General features: G+C 59.2%; 17 protein-coding genes and 1 pseudogene. 6 read left to right on the forward strand and 12 right to left on the reverse strand.

All coding sequences use genetic code 11. From position 1 onward, the window contains the following. Positions 1–103: 103 nt before the first annotated feature. From RFM52_RS24940 to nifH, 10 genes are all read right to left on the reverse strand, one after another. Positions 104–1,261, reverse strand: a complete 1,158-nt coding sequence (locus RFM52_RS24940; protein ID WP_320298596.1) for a TlpA disulfide reductase family protein — start codon at positions 1,259–1,261, stop codon at positions 104–106. A gap of 1,358 nt (positions 1,262–2,619) precedes the next feature. Further along, entirely contained in the window at positions 2,620–3,486 is an 867-nt protein-coding gene (locus RFM52_RS24945) for a universal stress protein (RefSeq protein WP_320288377.1), read from the reverse strand. 98 nt (positions 3,487–3,584) lie between these two features. Then, the gene (locus tag RFM52_RS24950; protein ID WP_320229538.1) at positions 3,585–4,370 is read right to left on the reverse strand and encodes a winged helix-turn-helix transcriptional regulator; all 786 of its coding nucleotides are present in this window, start codon (positions 4,368–4,370) and stop codon (positions 3,585–3,587) included. Positions 4,371–4,397: 27 nt separating this feature from the next. Then, positions 4,398–4,877, reverse strand: a complete 480-nt coding sequence (locus RFM52_RS24955) for a NifX-associated nitrogen fixation protein (protein ID WP_320229537.1) — start codon at positions 4,875–4,877, stop codon at positions 4,398–4,400. Between the two features lie 12 nt (positions 4,878–4,889). Next, positions 4,890–5,393, reverse strand: a complete 504-nt coding sequence (nifX, locus tag RFM52_RS24960) for a nitrogen fixation protein NifX (protein ID WP_320288376.1) — start codon at positions 5,391–5,393, stop codon at positions 4,890–4,892. Further along, positions 5,359–6,741 (reverse strand): nitrogenase iron-molybdenum cofactor biosynthesis protein NifN, encoded by a 1,383-nt coding sequence (gene nifN / locus RFM52_RS24965; RefSeq protein ID WP_320298595.1) that lies wholly within the window; start codon positions 6,739–6,741, stop codon positions 5,359–5,361. The genes nifX and nifN overlap by 35 nt, the downstream gene beginning before the upstream one ends. A gap of 9 nt (positions 6,742–6,750) precedes the next feature. Next, positions 6,751–8,241, reverse strand: a complete 1,491-nt coding sequence (nifE, locus tag RFM52_RS24970; RefSeq protein WP_320288374.1) for a nitrogenase iron-molybdenum cofactor biosynthesis protein NifE — start codon at positions 8,239–8,241, stop codon at positions 6,751–6,753. 60 nt (positions 8,242–8,301) lie between these two features. After that, the gene (gene nifK, locus RFM52_RS24975) at positions 8,302–9,843 is read right to left on the reverse strand and encodes a nitrogenase molybdenum-iron protein subunit beta (protein ID WP_320288373.1); all 1,542 of its coding nucleotides are present in this window, start codon (positions 9,841–9,843) and stop codon (positions 8,302–8,304) included. Positions 9,844–9,972: 129 nt separating this feature from the next. Continuing rightward, entirely contained in the window at positions 9,973–11,475 is a 1,503-nt protein-coding gene (gene nifD / locus RFM52_RS24980; RefSeq protein WP_320298594.1) for a nitrogenase molybdenum-iron protein alpha chain, read from the reverse strand. A gap of 95 nt (positions 11,476–11,570) precedes the next feature. Then, positions 11,571–12,464, reverse strand: coding sequence for a nitrogenase iron protein (gene nifH, locus RFM52_RS24985; protein WP_320215360.1), 894 nt, complete (start codon positions 12,462–12,464; stop codon positions 11,571–11,573). Positions 12,465–13,018: 554 nt separating this feature from the next. Here nifH and RFM52_RS24990 point away from each other — a divergent pair. The 3 genes and pseudogenes from RFM52_RS24990 to RFM52_RS25000 all read left to right on the forward strand — a co-directional run. Continuing rightward, positions 13,019–13,636: pseudogene (locus RFM52_RS24990) on the forward strand (tyrosine-type recombinase/integrase); the annotation flags it as partial. A gap of 89 nt (positions 13,637–13,725) precedes the next feature. Continuing rightward, complete coding sequence (locus RFM52_RS24995; protein ID WP_320298593.1) at positions 13,726–14,352, forward strand: type IV toxin-antitoxin system AbiEi family antitoxin domain-containing protein; 627 nt, start codon at positions 13,726–13,728, stop codon at positions 14,350–14,352. Between the two features lie 159 nt (positions 14,353–14,511). Then, positions 14,512–14,994, forward strand: a complete 483-nt coding sequence (locus tag RFM52_RS25000; protein WP_320298592.1) for a nucleotidyl transferase AbiEii/AbiGii toxin family protein — start codon at positions 14,512–14,514, stop codon at positions 14,992–14,994. A gap of 590 nt (positions 14,995–15,584) precedes the next feature. Here RFM52_RS25000 and RFM52_RS25005 read toward each other — a convergent pair. Continuing rightward, positions 15,585–15,869: a nucleotidyl transferase AbiEii/AbiGii toxin family protein gene (locus RFM52_RS25005; RefSeq protein ID WP_320298591.1), complete on the reverse strand. Its 285-nt coding sequence runs from the start codon at positions 15,867–15,869 to the stop codon at positions 15,585–15,587. A 720-nt stretch (positions 15,870–16,589) separates the two neighbouring features. On the opposite strand from RFM52_RS25005, the gene RFM52_RS32880 reads away from it, so the two are divergent. The 3 genes from RFM52_RS32880 to rpoN all read left to right on the forward strand — a co-directional run bounded on the left by RFM52_RS32880 (position 16,590) and on the right by rpoN (position 19,082). Next, positions 16,590–17,030 (forward strand): transcriptional repressor, encoded by a 441-nt coding sequence (locus tag RFM52_RS32880; RefSeq protein WP_430700525.1) that lies wholly within the window; start codon positions 16,590–16,592, stop codon positions 17,028–17,030. Further along, on the forward strand, positions 17,030–17,563 hold the full coding sequence (locus RFM52_RS25015; RefSeq protein WP_320215367.1) for a peroxiredoxin: 534 nt from the start codon (positions 17,030–17,032) through the stop codon (positions 17,561–17,563). The genes RFM52_RS32880 and RFM52_RS25015 overlap by 1 nt, the downstream gene beginning before the upstream one ends. Before the next feature lie 70 nt (positions 17,564–17,633). After that, on the forward strand, positions 17,634–19,082 hold the full coding sequence (rpoN, locus tag RFM52_RS25020; protein WP_320288368.1) for an RNA polymerase factor sigma-54: 1,449 nt from the start codon (positions 17,634–17,636) through the stop codon (positions 19,080–19,082). Between the two features lie 56 nt (positions 19,083–19,138). Here the strand turns inward: rpoN and RFM52_RS25025 are convergent, their stop codons facing one another. Then, positions 19,139–20,221, reverse strand: a complete 1,083-nt coding sequence (locus RFM52_RS25025) for a cytochrome-c peroxidase (RefSeq protein WP_320298589.1) — start codon at positions 20,219–20,221, stop codon at positions 19,139–19,141. Between the last annotated feature and the right edge of the window lie 632 nt (positions 20,222–20,853).

The following is a 20,853-nucleotide window of genomic DNA, read 5'->3' on the forward strand; positions in this document are numbered from 1 at the left end:
CTGCCGCAAACGATCCACCCGGTGCTGCATAGGGCCTACTTGCTGCGGCCACGCCAGGCAAATGGACGAATTGGCCAGTAAACATTCAGATTGACGCCTCTTTTTATGTATTTTTTCGGCCGCTCGCGCTTTGGTGTCGGGGGGAAAATGTTTTGCGAACCCGCGAAGAGAGCGCTGCAACGGCCCTCCCAGCCTTGTAGCTGGCTAGGGTCTGCAGCAAATCCGGTAGAAGGTGCTGTTTCTGTGCGTCCGGAATAAGCTCCGGACCTTCAAGCGACTTCAGTGCCAACCTGAGCAACTCGATCGCGCGATCCTTGTTGCCGCTGTCGTAATAGTATCTAGCGACCGCCGGATAAGACCGGAACTTAGGGCCGTCGGCTTGCGGGGGATTGAGTGCCAAGATGTGTTCGGACAGCTTTTTGCCCATCGCGAAACGCTCAGCAGATGGAAAGTGCGAATGATCGTGCGCCGGACTGAAGAGCTGGCCTAGCGCTGCAAGCATCCAGTTCTGAGAGTTTCTGTCGATTGCGTCGCGAACCAATTGGCGCATGACGGGCATGCCTTTTTGCATGTCGTGCATTCTGTGAAGTAACAGATGCACATGAGCCAGGCGAAAACTGATATTGTCCGGCATCAAGGCGATGCCCTCTTCGATCGCCGAGAGCGCCGTCGTCCAATCCTCTATTTTTATCGCCGCCCAGAATCTGTCATTGATTGGCTTCTTCAAGCCCTGTTCGCGCGCTAGTGCGCCGCTTCTGGCGATCCGCGCCGTATCGGCGGTTTTCGCTTCATCGCTGGCGCGCCAGCTGCCGTTCAGCACCTTCGGCAAAACCTCGTCGAGTTGCCTCGGATGACCGATAAAGGCGATGTGGCCGTCCCGGTCGACCACGAACGAGGTCGGAATTCCGACCGAAAAGCTGGGCTCCCTCCAAAGCTTGTTCATTTCGCCTGTAGGGTCGAACGCGATCCGATAGTTCAGATCCGGGCACTTTTCGGCCAACCACGCGCCCAACTTGGCTCGGACCTCAACGGGCGAGGAAGCGTCTTCATCGGCCGCGACTCCGACGACCTCAAGTCCGACGTCCTTGTATTTCTCCTGCAGTTGCACCAGTTGGAGTGCCGCGGCCGCACATGGTCCGCACCAAGTCGCCCAAAACTCGACGACGTACACTTTGCCGGGCTGGAAACTCGCAAACGGCTCGCCACGCAGCCAGGTCTCGACCTTGATCGGAGGAGCCTGTGACTCCATCTGCAATGCCATGTTGCTCTCCAAGGCTATTGCCAAAGGTTGCGCGAGTTTACGCGCGAGCTTGTTTCCCACTAAGCGAGGGGCACACGGGTTCAAGGAAAGCGAGCATCACCCGTCTCGCGCGTCTGCGCGCAGTGAGCGTTTACTCAGTCTTGCCGGCATCCAGTGTTGCCGAATCTCCACTTGCAAAGGCTGTGCCAGTGCGCTCGGCGTGCAGTAAGGGGTGGTTTCGCTTGAAAACCCACCATGCGACGAAGATGGCCGGTTGTATTGAACCCGACATGTTTGCCGCCGTTGGCAGGTTTCGGACATGCATCACGCGCTGCGCCCCAAATCCTGGCACGGACCACTCAACATGTATGCCGACCATGGGATGAGCAGACGGACATCGTGACTGCGTCAGCTATCGCCAGGCTCGTCATCATCGTCCGCTTTGCGCCCATCGGGTTGAGCTGTGTGCCGTTGCGGTCCCTCAGGCGGTAGCGGAACTCGGCATTTGCGATTGCGAGGGGCCGCTCCATGCGCGTGTCGCTGTGCCCCCCGCCCGCCTTGCGATTGAATTTCCCGGCTGGGGAAATGGCGTCCTCCACGTCGACGCCGGTCCAGCTGCGGCCCGCCACTACCCCCATCGCCAATGCCGCCATTGTCATTACTATGACGATCGTGGCGGACTGGCCAGGAGTGCTGGTGCCGGCCGGTGAACTCTGCGGGATTCCTGCTTTGTGTCACCTTGTGTGTTTCCGGCGCCCGGGCGCTACAGCGCCCGCGCGGGTGCGAATGCGAGCATTGTCGGATTTGATCAGCCCAGGACCATTCGGCCGCCACGCGGATCCGGCCGGACCGACTGAATACACTGAAGATGCGGCGGTCCTCGCCGCTCTACCATCTCAGCCAATGACATTATGATTGATGCCATCGCTTGCCGCCCAATCAGGCAAGGGCCCGACTGTCCAGACTCGAAGTCGAGGGTCTTGGCCGCGGCACTATGATTGCGTTGTTCAGCCCCAAGCCAGTAGTGAGGGCGATCCGTGATTTCGCCCATACGGATGCCGATACGGGTCCGAACGGCGTGCCGCATCGAAAGGATTCTCTTTTTCCACCTGACGCCGACCTGCGAACCCTTGAGTTGACTGCATTGAGAAGCCCAGTACGTCGGCGTAAGTTACGCTCACGGATCTTCTCGGGCGAGCAGAAGCCATCCTAAGGGCACACTGGAGACGTGCGGGATGCCTCGGGCCGAGGCGCTTGTAAATTGTCTCGAGGCGCTCCGCGAAAACCTGCGCGTTTGCCGCGACCTTGGCCGACTTGGCATGAGGATAGGCGACCAGGGAAGCAGAGCTTCGAACAGCATATGGGCGTCTTCGGAACCGTCACCGCGCCAAAAACAGCGGCAATGGCGGCTTTGCTTCTATCCATCTCCTCACGCCACCGAAGAGCCGCTCGCGCAGCCGCCGGCTTCCATAAGCGCCCATGACAATCATGTTGGCAGACGTGTCGATTGCGTGCTGCGCGAGCACCGTTGCCGCCGGCTTGCCGGCGCTCGGCAGACGGTCGACCGATACCCGAGCACCATGCCGGGTGAGATAGGCAGCGACGTCGGCTCCCGGCTCGGTGCCGTTTCCGGTGCAGGTCACCTCCGGATCGACCAAGGTGAGCCGAACTTCCTCGGCTCCGGACAGCAAATCCAGCGCTTCCCGAACCGCACGGGACGCCTCGACGCGCGAATCCCAGCCGACCAGCACGCGCCGTGGCGACAGAGTCGCCTCGGCACCCTTCGGTACGACGAGCACCGGCTTTCCGGTATCGAACAAGCTGCCGTTGATAACAAGAGGTCCGAGATCGATGTCGTTGAGAAGTGCGGGGCCGACGATGGTCAGGTCACTGCAGAGCGCCCGCTGTCGCACCGCGTCGCCGACGCTGGCCTGGTCGCAGTATTCGGTATCGACGTCATAGCAAATCCACAGGGCTCCCAGCAGTTTTTGAATATCCCTGGACGTCTTTTCCAGAATGGCCATGTCGTGTGAAAATTTCTCGATTTGCCTATACCGCTTTTCCAGTCTGGCAATGGCCGCCGCACGTCGTTTTGGCCACTCGGGGATGGAACCGCATAGCGGCGGAGACGCCATAATAAGTACCGAAAGGTTCGCACCGCCCTCAGCACACAAGCCGGCAGCTATTGTGACGTCCTTATCGGAGTGATGAGCTCCCGTCACACTGAGTACGCTTTTGAAGGCCATGGACTGCTTCTTTTCGAGTATGTTGTACCTGCAGGCGTTTCGAAGCCGCTAGACTTGCCCTCGCGAGGGAGATGGGAAATGGCAAACCGGCTTGCCATTCAGCCATCCGGCTTCTCCAGCGAGTAACCGGCCGATCTGACGGTACGAATGACGCTGTCGGGCGAGGCCGCCTTCAGCGCCTTTCTGATCCGACTGATATGGACGTCGACGGTGCGTGCACCGATATGGATATTGTCGGGCCAGGCCGCGTCGATCAGCTCGTCTCGGCTAAAGACCTTGCCGGGAGCTTCAAGCAAATGGCGCAGCAGGTTGAACTCGAGCGGTCCGAGATGGATGTCATGGCCATTACCGCGAACTCGGTAGGCATCGAGCTTCATCTCGAGGCCGCCGCAGCAGAGCCAGCTGCCGTTTTCGGCCCCGTTTGAACCCGGCTTCGGCAGCGCCAGCTTCGTGCGCAGACAGTCAAGCAGCGTGGCCGGCGCAATCGGCCGCACAAAACTCTCGTCGATGCCTGCCTTCAACAGATCGAGGTGCTGGTTCTCGGCGCCGGGGGCAATCAGAGCAATAACGGGAAGGCCACCCGTCCGGGGCTCGCTCTTGAATGTTGCGCAGATTGTGGAGCCCGTTGCGCTTGCTGGCCCACAATCCAGTACCACCGCCTGGAGCTCTCGTTCATCGGCCGCTGCAATTGCTTCCTTCACGCCGCCGGCCGGCTCACTCGTGAAGCCGTCCACCCCGAGAATGTGACTGAGGAACAGATAGAACTCCGCATCTTGCGAACAGATCAGGACCAATGGCTTCATCGGCGCTACCCCAAGAAGCAAATCGGCCTCGACCGCCCCGGTTGGGTGGGCGGGCCATGGCATGTCTTCAACGCCTGGCATGATCCCCTTGCTCGAAAATCGCGTTCATCACGCCCGCGCCACATCGGGATAGGCTTCAATGGCCGCGATCGCGTCACCGGCCAGTTTCGTACCCGCCGCCGCAAGTTTCCAGAACGTCTCGAAGCCGAACCGGTGGACGTCGCGCAGGGTCTTCGACAGAACGACCAGCCGCCCGGCCGTGAAGAGCACGCGCCCGAAGCCCTCATGGCTCATCTCCATCATCGGCGATGCCATCAGGCCGGAACGCTCTTCGATCGCGAGCCCGACGGCGGTGTAAAACATGTCGAGCCTCCACAGGACGTCAGGATCGGGATCGCCGATAATCGGGATCGCACGGCGCTGTTCCTTTGTGATGATGAAGTCGCCCAGGAGCTCGACGTCCGATTTGCCTTCCCATGTTCCGTAGGAATCTTGAGCACGGATCAGCCGCACGAGGCATTTGACGAACGGGGTGGCAAGGGCCGCCTCGTCCTCGGCGACATCAGGGCTGACCACGGCGTCAAACATTTCGCCTATTCCTCATTTGAAGTCCTCGTCTTCGAAGCACGGCTTCTTTTCGGCAACGCCTGCCTCCGCCAGCACCTTGCGCAGCCAGGGTGGAGGAGCCTTCCTGAGCATCGTTTGCGTGCGCAACAGCACCTCTTGGAGGGTTTGGGGCTGCGGCACTTTGATCGGATGGATTTTCGCCGAAATAACCTTGGCTGCCGAAGGTCCGCCGATAGCCAGACAAAACAGGAGATGACAGCCCTTCAGCGCCTCCACCTTCGGAGTGATGCGATCATCGCCCTCGCTGCGATGCTTCCCGCTCTCGTCGGAAACGTCGTCGAAGGCCACGGCTTCCACAAGCTGCCACTCCTCGCGCGTCACGTCGTAGACAGCAAAGCGCTTGGCCGATCCGAAATGGGCATTGAGGTTCTTCATGTCTTGCGTAGCGATCGCCACGCGCAAAGCGCCGGCTTGCCGTAGCGGCATCGATGCGTGAACCTCGTCAGAGACGAGCGAGAGGCGACGAACTGAGCTCATCTGGCATTTCTCGGTGGCGGAATGGATCAAGTGCCTCAGGCGTCGGCGTATGTCGATTGGCCTGGAAGATGTTGGCAACCTCGAAGATCAGGTCGCGGGTCCCCTGATAGAGGACTGTGAGCTTGTGTTGGCTGCCGAGCCGGTCAAAGATTGGGAAGCCGACGCGCATGAGCGGGATGCCAAGCTGCTGCGCCGCCTGGCGGCCGTGGGAATGGGTGACGAGGAGATCAGCGCCAGCGCCAAGAGCCTCCAAATCGCCAAGATCGCCGATCTGAACCGAGTCCGCCGGTACTTTCTCCAGAATTTTCGACATATTGGTCGTGGTGACCGCCGCCGCGATTTCGGAGCCCATGCCGACGAAGAAAGTCGCGAGTTGGTAGAGTTGGTCTGGTTCGGCAGCGATCGCAATTTTCTTGCCTCCGAAATGGAAATGTCCGTCGAGCAACGCGTCCTGCAACTGCGCCCGACGCCGGCGCACCCCGGCCGGCACTGGCGCGCCCGAAATCGCTGACAGCAGCGAGACGAACCGGTCTGCGGCCTTCAATCCAGCCAGTGACTGGAACATCGTGTAAGGCACGCCGGTCAACCTGTGCAGCAGCTCGGCCGGGCGGCGCATATGCTCACCGATGACAATGCATTGCACGGCCGTGCCAAGCTCGCTGATGTCCTCGACGCTGGTACCGCCATAGGTGGTCGTGACCCAGCGGTCTGGCACTGTACCGTCGAGCGAGCCGGAGACGTCCGGCACAATCACCGGCTCGAGCCCAAAGCTTTCGACCATGTCACGCAAATGCTCGATATCGGCCACAGTGAGATTCCAGCCGGGCAGGATCGCGATCTTCTTCGATTGCCGCGCCTGCTCGCCGGGCCGCGTGATCCTTCCGATCATCGCCGTGACCGCCTTGGCCCAACCCTCTTCGATCGCCCCCTCGAAATCCGGCGTGTTGGCCAGCACGACCTCCGTACCTGCGAGTTCGTCCGCGCGCTTCTGCCTGATATTGGCGAGATCCCCTAAAAAATCCTCGCCTCGGGTTTCCGTTAGCGCGGTCGTGCAGACCCCGATCAACTTTGGCTTTGTGCGAGTCTTGAGATTGAGGATCGCCTCTTCCAGATGATCCGCCCCGCCAAGGATCGTCGCCACTTCGTCCATCGCGGTAGTCTGCAGGGGGATGGCTTCCTTGAAATGCCGCACGAAAAGCACGAGCGCGAAGCTGGTGCACCCCTGGCTACCGTGGAACAACGGCATCGCACCACCGATCCCAAGAAAGGCCAAGGCTGCACCCAGCGGCTGCGACGACTTCAGTGGATTGACGGCCGTGGCTTTTGTCTGGGGAAGGATGCGGACCATCGGCTTTCCTCAACACTCGCCGAAATCGTCGGCCGTCGTGCCGGCGAATTTCTTGAAACCCTGGACGGTCGCGGTCTCACCCTTCGTGCTCGGAGGTTCGTCCCCTGCGGGGAGCTGGCACTCCCACGGTGGTGGCTCCCGCACCTGGCGCCAGATCGGGTTGTGGATGGCGAGGTCGATTTGGCGCACGAGTTCCACCATGCCGTCATAGCCGGCATAGGGCTGGTGACGCTCCTGGTTGATATCGAGCCAGGGTACCTTGGCCTTCAGTGCGATAAACTGCGTGCGCCCCCCCGACAGCATGATGTCGGCCTCGTGTTTTGAGAGCATTGCGTAAAGCTCGCGCGGTGCCATGGTCTCAAACATGTGGTTCTCGTCCTTGAGTATCTTCTTGATGCGCTCCTTGTCTTCGACCGTTGATTTCTTGACCGAGGTGCCGACGATCTCGATGCCGATCTCCATGAGTGCGTGGACGACCGACCAGGACTTCACACCGCCAGTGTTGAGAAGCACGCGCTTGCCTTCGAGCCTCGGCCGGTAGGCCGCGAGCTTCTTCCAGGCAATCGCCTCCTCTTCAGCAATCAATGCCTCGGTGCGGCCGAGGATCTCCGGATCCGCACCCTTCTTCACGAGCAGTCTGGAGATCTGCCGGAGCGCTTCAGAGGTGTCGGTGATGCCGTAGAAGGAGCCTTCGAAAAACGGGATGTCCCAGCGCTGCTCCATCTTGCGGGCGAGATTGATGAGTGCGGTCGAGCACACGATCATGGTTGCCCGGGCGCGGTGCGATGATGCAACGTCGAGGTAGCGCGCGTCGCCCGGAATTGAGGCGCGCACCCGGATGCCGAGCCGATCAAAAAGCGGCTTCACTAGCCAAAATTCGCCCGAGAGGTTGAATTCGCCAAGGATATTGATGTCGTAAGGGCCGGCATCGTCGGGCTCCGCCGTGCCGATGACATGGTCGAGCAACGCCTCGCCGGCAAGCTTGTTGCCGAGATTCTTGGACCCGACGAAGCCCGGCGCATTGACCGGCACCACCGGCAGGTCGAACTTTTCGGCCGCGCGTTTGCACACGGCCTCGATGTCGTCGCCGATCAGCGCCGTCACACAGGTCGAATACACGAAGATCGCGGGCGGCGCGTAAGCTTCCTTGATCTCGCGGATCGCTTTGAAAAGCTTCCGCTCGCCCTGCCCCATCATCACGTCGAGTTCGGTGAGATCGGTCGTGAAGCTTGTGCGCCACAGCGTTGGCCCGGACGAAGCCGCGCCCCGGTTGTCCCAGGAATTGCCCTCGCAGGCGAGCGGTGCATGGACCAGATGCGCGACATCGGTGATCGGCTGCAGCACGATTTTTGCGCCGTCGAAGGCACAGCCGCCGGCTGCCGCCCCGGGGGTGAGCGGCTTGGAGCAGCCCTTTTTGCGCGCCTTGGCGTCCTTGCCGCGGTTGTTTTCGCAGGCAGGCTCGTTGAAGACATCTTGGATTTTGGCATTGAGCGAGGACATTGCGCCGGTCTCCAAAGTCAATCGAGAAGACGGACCGGCCCTAAAAGCCGGCCACCGCTCTTAGCGGGTGAGGTCATAAGAATAGTCCGTCACCCCCGTCTCGCTTGTCTCGCGATCGAGTTTGTCGAAGATCTTGTCGAGGATTGTCGTCAGTACGCGCAACCCACCTTGGTAGCCCATGAGCGCAAAGCGATGGTGGTGGTGCCGGTCGAAGATCGGAAACATCAGCCGGATCAGCGGCGTGCCGGTGTCGCGCTCCAGATACTTGCCATAGGAATTGCCGATCAACAGGTCCACGGGCTCGGTGAAGAGCAGCGATCGCATCGCCCACAGGTCCTTGCCCGCCCAGACTTGAGCCTCCTTGCCGAAGGGCGAGGATGCAAGCAGCTCCTTCATCTGGTCTTCCCACGCCTTCGTGCCGTTGGTGGCGAGGCAGTGAGTCGGCTCGCCGCCTGTCTCCATGATGAAGCGGGCCATGGCGTGGACAAAGTCCGGGTCGCCGTAGAGTGCGTATTTCTTGCCGTGCAACCAGGATTGGCTGTCCGCCATGGCGTCAACAAGTCGGCCACGCTCCAGTCGGATTGCCTCGGGGATTTCCTTGCCGGAGATCGCAGAGACCTCCACCAGGAATTCGTCGGTCGCCTGCACGCCAAGCGGGTAATGGAACGAGGCTGTGGCCTGGCCGACCTCCTCGCAATATTCCAGCGTCTTTCGGGTGTTGTAATGCTGTAGCGAGAGTGTCGCCTCGGCGTTGAGTGCGTTCCTCACGTCTTGGATTTTCGTGCCGCCGTCATACATGCGGTATTCGCCGTCCGATGGTGTGTCGAACTGGTCAGAGGCATCTTGGATGAACGTGTAGGACACGCCCATCAGATCGAGCAGGCGTTTGAGTTCCCGGTTGTTGCCAACGCAAAAGCCGTCGAAGCCCGGAATGATGTTGATCGTTCCTGGGGCTTCCGTTCGCTCCTGGCCTTTCCAGAAGTGCTCCAAAATGCCCTTGACCGTACCATCATAGCCGTCGATGTGGCTGCCGACGAAGGCCGGCGTGTGCGCGAAGGGCACGTCGAAGTCGCGCGGGACCGAGCCTTCTTCCTTGGCGTTCTCGATGAAGCTGTGCAGGTCGTCGCCAATGACCTCGGCCATACAAGTCGTCGATACGGCGATCATCTTCGGGTCATAAAGTTGATACGTGTTGGCGAGCCCGTCGACCATGTTCTTCAGGCCGCCGAACACTGCCGCGTCCTCGGTCATCGAGGAAGAAACCGCCGACGCAGGCTCCTTGAAGTGGCGCGACAGGTGCGAGCGGTAATAGGCCACGCAACCCTGACTACCGTGCACGAAGGGCATGGTTCGCTCGAAGCCCGTGGCCGCGAACACCGCGCCGAGCGGCTGGCAGGCCTTGGCGGGGTTGATGACAAGCGCTTCGCGAGCGAAGTTTCTTTCCCGGTATTCCCAGGTCTCGGTGAACTCGCGTTGATCGGTAACGACCTGATCCTGGTGCGGACATTCGAAATTCAGCTTCTTCTCGGCCAGCATCTGCCTGTATTCCGGCTCGCGGAAGAGGGGCGCATGGTCGAGAATTTTTTCGGCCGACTGCGGCATGGTGGTCACCTCTTTTTGTATCTGACCGCGCCATACGGCGCGACAGCAACATCAAACGTTTCTGGTCCGCGATCATGGGGTCGCGGGGGTTTATCGTCTCCTTGGGGAGACAAGCTAGGGGTCCGGCATTTATTCGGCAGCCATCGCCCGCCCACGGCTCGGACGTCTTTTCCAAGGCGCCTCGAATAGGCCCCAGACCGGGTTGTTGATGGCAAGATCCACATCACGGGCGAAAACGGCAAAGCCGTCATAGCCATGATAGGGCCCCGAATAATCCCAGGAGTGCATCTGACGGAACGGTATGCCCATCTTTTGCACGGGGTATTTTTCCTTGATCCCCGAGCCTACGAGATTAGGGCGAACCCCCTCGATGAACTTCTCCAACTCATAACCGGTCACGTCGTCATAGATCAGCGTGCCGTTCTTCACGTAGTGAGCAGTGCGTTGATAATCGTCGTTGTGGCCGAACTCGTAACCTGTGCCGACGATCACCATGCCGAGGTCCTCGTAGGCTGTGATGACGTGGCGGGGGCGCAGGCCGCCGACATAGAGCATCACCGTATTGCCTTCGAGGCGCGGTCGGTATTTGGCGATTACCTTTTCGACCAAGGGGCGGTACTTGGCGATCACCTTTTCGGTCTTCTCCTCGATTTTCGGCCCAAAATGCTTGGCAATCTTGCGCAGGGAGGCTTCGATCTGGGAGGGACCGAAGAAATTGTACTCCATCCAAGCGATGCCGTACTTTTCCTCCATGTGTCGACAGATGTAGTTCATCGACCTGTAGCAATGGATGAGATTGAGCTTGGCCTTCGGCGCGCGCTCTATCTCGGCGAGCGTGGCGTCGCCCGACCAGTTGCCGATCACGCGCAGGCCGATCTCCTCGAGCAGGATTCGCGAAGCCCAGGCGTCGCCGCCGATATTGTAGTCGCCGACCACGTTGACGTCGTACGGGCCACCCTCGAACTCGACGTCCCTCTTCTCGAACACCCAGTCGCGGATCGCATCATTGGCGATGTGGTGGCCGAGCGATTGCGAGACGCCGCGGAAGCCCTCGCAGCGCACCGGCACGATCGTCTTTTCGATCTCCTTGGCCTTCTTGCGCGAAACCGCTTCGGTGTCGTCGCCTATGAGGCCGATCGGGCACTCGGACTGCACGGTGATGCCCTTGTTCAACGGAAAAAGTTCTTCAATCTCGTCGATGATCTGTTCCAGCTTTTTGTCGCCGCCGAAAACAATGTCTTTCTCCTGGAAATCGGAGGTGAACTGCATTGTCCCGAACGTGTCGATGCCGGTGGTGCCGACATAGTAGTTGCGGCGCTGCGACCAGGAGTATTGCCCGCAGCCGACGGGGCCGTGCGAGATATGGACCATGTCCTTGACCGGACCCCACACCACGCCTTTTGAGCCGGCATAGGCGCAGCCGCGAATGGTCATCACGCCGGGAATGGACTTGATATTCGATTTGACGTCACATTCGGAAAGGACCTCCCCTTCCTCGCCGGCCTCGTCCCCGCTCTTTGCGACGTTGAGGTGCTTTTTGCGGCGCTTCGCCGTCTTGTCGGGATATTGCGACAACACCTCCTCGATAAGCTTCGTATGGAGAGCACCGTCATTTTCGTATTCCAGGCTCATGGGACCCCTTTCAAGGTTCGTGTGACGCCTCACCGGCGAGGCGCCGTTACAAAGGCGCGCTTGGTCAAGGCCGCACCTCAAGTCGACAACGCTCGTTACAGTGCGGCCGCCTTCGCCGTTTCCTTGGCTTGGAGTTCGGCAAGCATCTGCTCGTCTGTCTTCATGATGCCGAAGTCGAGCAGCATGTCCTCGAGCTCCTCCATGGTGATTGGGGTCGGGATGGTGCCCTGGCGCGAATTGGCATGGATCTTCTCGGCCAGCGCACGGTATTCCCCGGCCTGCTTTGAGTCCGGCGCATACTGGATCACCGACATCTTCCTGAGCTCGGCGTGCTGGACGATATTGTCGCGTGGCACGAAATGGATGAGCTTGGAATTGAGCTTGGAAGCCAGTGCTTCGGCGAGGTCGAGCTCGCGGTCGGTTTGGCGCTCGTTGCAGATCAGGCCGCCGAGCCGCACGCCGCCCGAATGGGCGTATTTCAAAATGCCCTTGGCGATGTTGTTGGCGGCATAGAGCGCCATCATCTCGCCGGACATGACGATGTAGATTTCCTGGGCCTTGTTCTCGCGGATCGGCATTGCAAAACCGCCGCACACCACGTCCCCGAGCACGTCGTAGGAAACATAGTCGACATCATCGTAGGCGCCGTTCTCCTCGAGGAAGTTGATCGAGGTGATGACGCCGCGGCCGGCGCAGCCTACACCCGGCTCGGGGCCGCCCGACTCCACGCACTTGATGCCTCTGTAGCCGATCTTGAGCACGTCTTCGAGTTCGAGGTCTTCCACCGAACCTTCCTTTGCAGCAAGGTGCAGCACGGTATCCTGCGCCTTCGAGTTCAGGATCAGGCGGGTGGAGTCGGCCTTGGGATCGCAGCCGACGATGAGTATCCTCTGCCCGAGATCGACAAGGGCGGCGAGCGTATTTTGGGAGGTGGTGGACTTGCCGATGCCGCCCTTGCCGTAAAAGGCGATCTGACGCAGACCTGACATGTAGCTTTCCTTCCTTCGTTCCATTCATCGCGGCTGCCCGCGACATGAATGCCGGTCGGCAGCTTTTTCGCCGCCTCGTAATGCAAGGTTCAAAACTCGTGCCAATTTTATTGACCGATCGAAGAAAGTTTTTTGTTCTTCCTTTTCAGTTATTTGACCTGAGCAAAATAAGGGAATGGCTAACCGAGCCCGTGTCGCGAACCTGACAAGACCAACGAAACCTGTCGGAGAGCGTAAATATGACAGCCATACCTCACGCCGGGACCGAAAGGCACAAACGCTGTCGTCCACTCCTCGTGAGTGGCACGCCTCCCCGGCCAATTTGCGCCGCCACAACTTCAATCCTGGATGACGCACCTGTCTTCTGGCAATAGTCGAGAACGCCACGGTTGCTGTCGTCGATCTGGCGGAAGTGAACCTTTAGTCAAGGTGCGCCCAGATATCTCCGTTGAACGCACCCTGATGGCGCAAGTCGAGTGATTTTGGGTCATTCGCGGATTATCGCTAACTATCGCTAACCCGCTCCACGTCACTGATTTCAAGAGAAGATATGTGTAACCCTCGCCCGCGCGAGAGAGTGGTGTCTCGATGCGCGTCGCATGGTCGGGGAGGGAATCTCGCCTGCGCAGGAGAAGCAGCGACAGAAGCGCCGCTTGAAGGAAGCCAAGAGTTTCGGTGAGTTCGGGGAGCGTTGGTTCAGGAAGCGCGTATGGCTGACAGTACACGCGCCATGCGCCGGGCGATCTTCGACCGCGACATTGTGCCGACCTGGAGAAACCGGCTCCTCAAGGAGATCTCGCCGGACGATCTCCGGGGGCTCTGCAAGAAAGTGAAGGATCGAGGAGCACCGGCAACGGCTATCCACGTCCGCGACATCGTCAAGCAGTTCTTCGCGTTCGTGATCCTGCATGGCGCGACGATCCGCTTGGGCCTGCGACTCATACTGCTGACCATGGTTCGAAAAAGCGAATTGCAGGATGCGGTCTGGGATGAAGTCGATTTGCCGTGTGGAGCATTCCCAAAGAGCGCATGAAGCGCTCCAAGCCTCATAATGTTTATCTGTCGCGCCAATCCGTCGATATCAGATCGCACTCAGGACATGCGCCGGGAAGTCACGCTATGTTCTTCCACGGCGCTACGATGCTGACGCGCCGATGTCTCGCGCCACGTTTACAGAGCGGTGAAAGGGCTGCTTGCCGACTTCCCCTCTCCGGTGTAATAGAATGTCGGAACTTACCTGTAATTGCCGACAGTTTGATACATGACCGGATCCCTTGAAACCTCTCAGCGCGACCTTGCCGTCAGTCTGATTGAGCACCACGGGATTATGCGCCTGTCGGATCTGAAACGCCGAGGCATCAATCCGGCTACACTTGCGCGTCTGGTAGACGAGGGCATCCTCCATCGCCCCTCACGTGGGCTCTACGAACGCGCGGATGCCGACGTCGACATTTCTCATTCCCTGGCCGAGATCGCAACCCGAGTTCCGAAAGGCGTGATCTGCCTCGTGTCGGCGCTCCAGTTTCATGAGATCACGCTGCAGCTTCCGCGCAGCGTCTGGATCGCAATCGGCTCCAAGGACCGCAAGCCGACGATCGACTATCCGCCGATCCGGGTTGCTCGCTTCGGCGAAAAGGCGCTCACCATTGGCGTCAAGACCTACACCATCGATTCGGTGCCTGTCCGGATCTTTGATCCGGCCAAGTCGATCGTGGACTGCTTCCGCTTCCGCAATGCCGTCGGCCTCGACGTTGCAATGGAAGCGCTCCGCATGGGCTGGCGGTCCAAAAAGGCCAGGCCCGACGACATTGCCCGATATGCGCAGGCGCTGCGCATCTGGAGTGTCGTTCGTCCTTATCTTGAAAGCACAGTTGCTGATGAAGGATAGGCCGGCGAATCTTCCAGCATCGATTCTTGCTCGGCTCCGCAACATCGCGCGGGACAAGCAGACGGACAATCAGCTCATCCTGAGAAGATACGCCATCGAGAGGCTGCTTTATCGGCTGAGCATCTCCCCGCATCGAGATCAGTTCATCCTGAAGGCGCGATGCTCTTCACAGCGTGGCTCAACGATCCGTTTCGCCCTACGCAGGACCTCGATCTTCTTGGATTCGGCAATCCAGCCGTAACGGCGATCCGATTCGTTTTCGAAACAATTTGCCGGATCGAGGCCGAAAGAGACGGACTGGTGTACGATGCGATCCGTGAAGGCCAGCAATATGGCGGCGTCAGGGTGCAGACGACAGCGTTTCTCGGGAGGACCCGGATCCCGGTACAAGTCGACATCGGCTTTGGTGACACTGTTACGCCGACGGCGCAGGAACTGGAGTTTCCTTCGCTTCTGTCGGCCGAGGGTCCTCGACTGAGAGCCTATCCCAGGGAAACCGTGGTTGCCGAAAAACTCCAGGCAATCGTCGTGCTTGGCCAGGCGAACAGTCGCACGAAGGATTTTTACGACCTGCTGGCGCTGTCGCGGCGGTTCGCGTTCGAAGGTGGGATCGCTGGTCCAGGCAATCCGAGCGACATTTGAACGCCGTGACACGCTACTGCCAACGGAGACTCCGCTTGGACTCAGTACCGCTTTTGCCGAGGACAGCGAGAAGGCAAGGCAATGGACGGCGTTCGTCGGAAGGGAACCGCTTCTCTTGCAGCCACCGAATCTCCCGGCCGCGATTGGCGAGTTCGTTTTTCCGCCGCTCCAGGCTGCAGCCTTAGGCGACGGTTTCGAGCGTCATTGGCCGGCCGGCGGCCCTTGGACATAAAGCTCGGACTTGCTTTGCTCCACGGGCGGATCACGGCTCTCGAAATCGTTACGGATCGATCGGCTGCCACGGCAGCGGATCAGCTTGGGGCGCGGAGGTGTCGACCTGTCGACATAGCACTTCGAAGTGCTTTTTTCGCTAGGCCGATGCTTTTATTTGCATTGCGGGATGACATTTGTGCGTTGCAATATCTGACGCGGAAGCTACTATGAGGGTGTCGGCCATCAACTCTCTCGATGCGATGCCGACCTGAATGCGGCACACCCCCTCTAGTGCCGTTTTCGAATCGGGCCCGTTGCCACCTCCTCCCGGCAGCGGGCCTTTTCTCTCCAAGGCTGCCTTACTAAACTCACTCAAGTCAACGATTTTGCGCCGTTGGCACATTAGTAATGTAAGACGCGACGATGAAATCGATCTCGCCTTCTGGGTAGATGAGTTTGAGGTAGTTTGCCGCCTCATCATATGCCTGATGATCCCAGATGCCTTCGCCACCCAATCGGGGCGAAAGGATCGACAAATACTGGGGGTCATCGATGAAAGCGTCGATGTCCTTGCTCAGGCGATGACCAGTGTGGACCATCAGAGCGGTACCGCCCCCGAGCAGGAGGAAGCCTACACGACCTTCTGCCAGTTCCGCTGCCAAAGACGAATGGCGAGCCCGTCTGCCCGCATTGCGGCCTTCTCGGCTGCTACGCGCTCCGCAGGCGCGCTTTCAAGTGCTCTGGCTGCCGCCGCGAGTTCTTACCGACGTGCCGAAAAGAGCGCAGAGTTCATTGACATGAACGAACTTATTTCGGCCCTTTCCCATTCGGCTACGCGCGGACGAAGCTGCGCTTCGGGTTCAGCATAAGTATCGTCTCCGTTCCACTACTTCTCCCTTCTCGCGGCCCAGCCCTGCCCTTGGTAGAGCTTCCGACATTTTCGTCCACCTTCCGACACAAGAAGGTCAGTCGAGTCGTCACGTGGAAACGCCTTGTATGTTTCCCGAGCATTAGCTGCCTGAGATGTTACAAGTTTAGCCCGATGAGATCGCCGTCTTAGACGGAAGCCTTTCCTCCATGGCGACCCCGAAAGCAGGTCCCTCTACTCAAGGTAAAAGTCGCTTCCATCCCTGCTGCAAGTCAGATGGCACGGCATTTGCGACAGCTCATTAGAACCATCGAACCACAAACAAAGCGACGAGTGAATCATTGGTGACTCCGTACAAGCGCTTGAGGCGACGGTGACTATCGCGGACAAACATCGGGAGGTCGTCCCCTCCAGGCGTCAGTGCTCGCTAGCTTTTCTGCGCAGGTGTGGTCGGAGGCCGACATCCAACAGCGCGGCATGCGCCCAATTGCTGCTTGCCGGTCCTCATCAGCATGTGAATGCCGAAGCACTGCATCGAGGGGTCACTCCAACCGACGTCGGCGCGCCACTGGCAACCATCTACAATACGCAGAACCACTTTCGTGAAGCGAGACTCTTGCGCGACCTCAACGTTGCGGCGCCACACGGCTATTTCGAGATTGACACTGTCGATCACCACCACTTTCTCCTCGACGGCAAGCAGCCAGTCATCCACATCCCTTCCGGCGCCACTTGCCGCAAAAGGGTTGCTCTATCCCGCCCAAATCACTCATATTGGCCAGGCCATTCGGATGACGAAGAGGGTGGGCCCAGGGCCTTCCCGTACCACCGGATGGAAGAGCGATTTGGAAGCCGCGAAGGCCTTCATCTCATGTCCGGCATGCCTGCCGAGTCGACGTTGCGTCGGCCCAAACCGAGAAGCCATGCCAGGTTTCTTCTAAAAGGAGCAACTTGATGACCATCACGAAGAAGGTCCCCTTCGTTACTTTCCGCACGCGTGTTCGCGATGAGTCCGTCGAGGGGCCAAATCCATACCGGTGGCAAGACAAGACATCCGACGACTATTTCGATGGCAAGCGCGTCATCCTGTTCTCGCTGCCTGGCGCCTTCACCCCGACCTGCTCGACCTACCAACTGCCCAATTTCGAAAAGCTCTATGACGAGTTCAGGAAGGAAGGAATTGACGCAATCTACTGCATCTCCGTCAACGATGCCTTCGTCATGAATGCGTGGGGCAAGTCCTTGGGGCTGCAGAAGGTCGAGCTTATCCCGGACGGCTCAGGCGAGTTCACGCGCAAAATGGGTATGCTGGTTGCGAAGGACAATCTCGGCTTCGGAATGCGCTCCTGGCGCTACGCCGCCCTGATCAACGACGGTGCGGTGGAGCAATGGTTCGAGGAAGAAGGATTCTCCGACAACTGCGAGACCGATCCCTATGCCGTCTCGTCCCCGCAGAACGTTCTTGAAACACTGCAGGCCGCCGCATGATTAAGTGAGCGTCTGGCAATCCCATTAACGCACGGCCAAGAGCCTCCTCGATCGGAGTTTCGCGTTCAACATGCTGTCCTCGGCAAGGCTGCTTCAACGCCAGAAGCAATCTATGGTGGCATCGCCTCAGCTCATTGAGTCGATTCGCCTGTTGCAACTGGCTCGCGCCGAACTGCATCAATTCGTGGAGCAGGAACTTGAGAAAAATCCGCTTTTGGAGCCAGCTTCAAACGACGGTGAGGCTCTTGGCGACGTGCCGATTTCGGCAGACCAGTCCACCGGCGCACGCGAAAAAGACACGGATAGGCCGACGAACGCGGCGGCGGCCGAGCGACCGGGGGAATGGAAATCGCTGCGCAATACGACGAATACCCCTGCGGATAGTCGCCCTGCCCTGGACGAGTTTGCCGCCTGCACCGAAACCTTGCACGACCGCGTCGCTGGTCAGATCGCGCTCACTGCATTCACACCACAGGAGCGGCTGATTGCCGGCGAGCTCGCAGCCCATCTGGAAGATACGGGCTATCTTCGGGTGGACCTTGTGGAACTGGCCGGCAAACTGAACGCCCGCGAGGCGGATGTGGAACGGGTTCTCGCAACCTTGCAGCAGTTTGATCCACCTGGAATTTTTGCTCGTACTCTCAGCGAATGTCTCGAGATCCAGTTGCGTCAGCGAGACCGGTTCGACCCGGCGATGGCCGCGTTGGTTTCGAACCTTGAGATGGTTGCCAGACGCGATTTTCAGGCGTTGAAGCAGCACTGCTGCGTCGATGAAGAAGACCTTCTCGAGATGTTGCATGAAATCCGTGCGCTCGATCCCAAGCCTGGCAACCGATTCCAATCCGGAGCGCCCGAATCCATCATACCCGACGTCTGGGTCACGCCCTCGCCCGGAGGTGGATGGCAGATCGAGCTTGATCCGGACGCATTGCCCAAGGTTTTGATCAACCAAACCTATTTCGCCGAAATCTCGCGACACGCCGTCCAGAATCCGAAAGATCAAGCGTTTCTGAACGAATGCCTGCAGAACGCGAATTGGTTAATCCGCAGCCTGGATCAGCGTGCCAAGACGATTCTTAAGGTTGCGACTGAAATCGTGCGCCAACAGGATGCCTTTTTCCAACATGGCGTGGCCCATCTGCGGCCTCTCAATCTCAGGACTGTCGCTGAGGCGATCAACGTGCATGAATCGACGGTGAGCCGGGTGACCTCGAACAAGTATATGCTTACCCCGCGCGGGGTGTTCGAACTGAAGTATTTTTTCACCGTCGCGATTGCCTCCTGCCAAGGCGGCGACGCGCACTCCGCCGAAGCTGTCCGCCATCGGATAAAAGCGATAATTGCTCAAGAATCGCCCGGTGACGTGCTTTCCGACGACGAGATCGCCGTCCGGCTGAAGGAAACCGGTATCAATGTTGCGCGCCGCACCGTCACAAAATATCGCGAGGCGATGAACATCCCCTCCTCCGTGGGACGGCGCCGGGAAAAGCGGCTATGGCTCATTGGCGATCAAAGTTGAAGCAGGCGTCTGGCCCCTTCTCGGCGTCTATTAGCCGCCCTCGCAGGATTATGCGGTCACGGCGCCGGCCGAGGTGTCGTCGCGACGCTCGGCGGCAAGGTTGGATAGGTTACCTTCGGCTGGTCCCCGGTGAGCGCCTGTAGGAAAGCGGTGATCTTGTCGACTTCCTCAGGGCTCAGCTGCGTACCAAGCTGGGTCGTGCCCATCACCGCCACGGCTTGCTCTAGATCCCATGCATGGCCGCTGTGAAAATAGGGGGCGGTGAGTGCGACGTTCCTCAAGGTAGGGATCTTGAAGACATAGTCGTCATCCACCTTCCGTGTCACCTCGACGCGTCCCTTGTCGTCAGGCGGCAGGAAGTCCCAGCCGGGCTTTTCGACCACCCCAAAAGGAGCGTACATGCTCCCACCGAGGTTGATGCCGTTGTGGCAAGACGAGCATCCTTTGTCGGTGAAAAGCCTGAGCCCCTCCTTCTGTTCAGTGGTGAGTGCGTTTTCGTTACCTTCGAGATACCTGTCGAAGGGTGCGTTAGGCGTGATCAGCGTCGCCTCGAACACAGCGATGGCTCTCGCGATGTTGTCATATCTGAGGGGATCGACTTCATCAGGGAAGGCTTTGCCGAACGCCTCAACGTACCCAGGAATGCCCTTGAGCTCTTCGACGGCGTGCCCGGGAGTGGTCCCCATCTCCGTCGGGTTGGAGATCGGGCCGCCGGCCTGCTCCGTCAGATCCGCTGCCCGTCCGTCCCAAAACTGAGCGATGTTGAACACAGCGTTGAATACAGTTGGCGCATTCCGGCCGCCGCGCTGCCAGTTATGGCCAATAGAGGTGGAACGGCCATCGCCGCCAGCACGGCCGATTTGATGGCAGGTGTTGCAGCTGATGTTGTGAGCTTGCGAGAGCCGCGGTTCGAAATAGAGCATCTTGCCCAACTCGAGCTTCTCTAAGGTCGCCGGATTGCCGTCCAGGTCTGCAGCACGCTTGGGAATGGGGCGAAACAGCGATCTCGCAACATCCAGCAGGTTGTCCTGCCCCATGGCTGTGGAGGCAAGCAGGCAGCCTGTGAGTGCAGCACATAGAAACGCCAATCCCGCCGCCAAGCGGAAGAAGGAGACAATAAATGTCTTCACGAAGCCCATCGACGTAAGTACCCACTATTGCCTTGATGAAGCTTTCTAGGGATTCAAGCGAACTACCGCAGCGCCCGGACCGCGTCTTCGCAACTAGAGTTGGAAGTCATTCCTGAATTGCATGAATGCCCAAGACGGGGACTCTCCGGGCGAAGCCCTCGCGCCCCTTAAGGCGAATCTGAGGCTGACCAAAGATTGAGTCTCTTCCGGTCGTATCATCCTTTTCTCCATTTGGGTTTTGCGAGCGGACCCGTCGCGTTTCTTGCCCGCGGCGATCACATCGAATGGAAAACAACAAGGATCATGCCATTTCAGGCCAACCGAGATTTTTCTCAAACTTGCAGCGGTTACGCTCGAAGAGCCTGTCTCGGTCGAGCTACAGTTGTCGCCAATCCGACAAAATCGACAGCGGAAAAGTCGGGAGTTTGTGCGGCGACCGGCGCTCCTAATCACGGCGGGCGCGGGTGTCTATTCATCAGCCGCGTCGAACTCTAAGTCTGCCGCCTGGGGCTGCGGAGTTATCTGTACACTCGGTTACGACGTCGATGGCGGCGAGGACCGGAGCCGCTGCCGCAATACCGCCTCGGCTTCGTCTTGAAAGCCCTCCCCGGCAATTTTATCTGGACTTCGCCTGCGAAATC

It is taken from the genome of Mesorhizobium humile (assembly GCF_033977215.1).
In the GTDB taxonomy this organism is placed as follows: Bacteria; Pseudomonadota; Alphaproteobacteria; order Rhizobiales; family Rhizobiaceae; genus Mesorhizobium; species Mesorhizobium humile.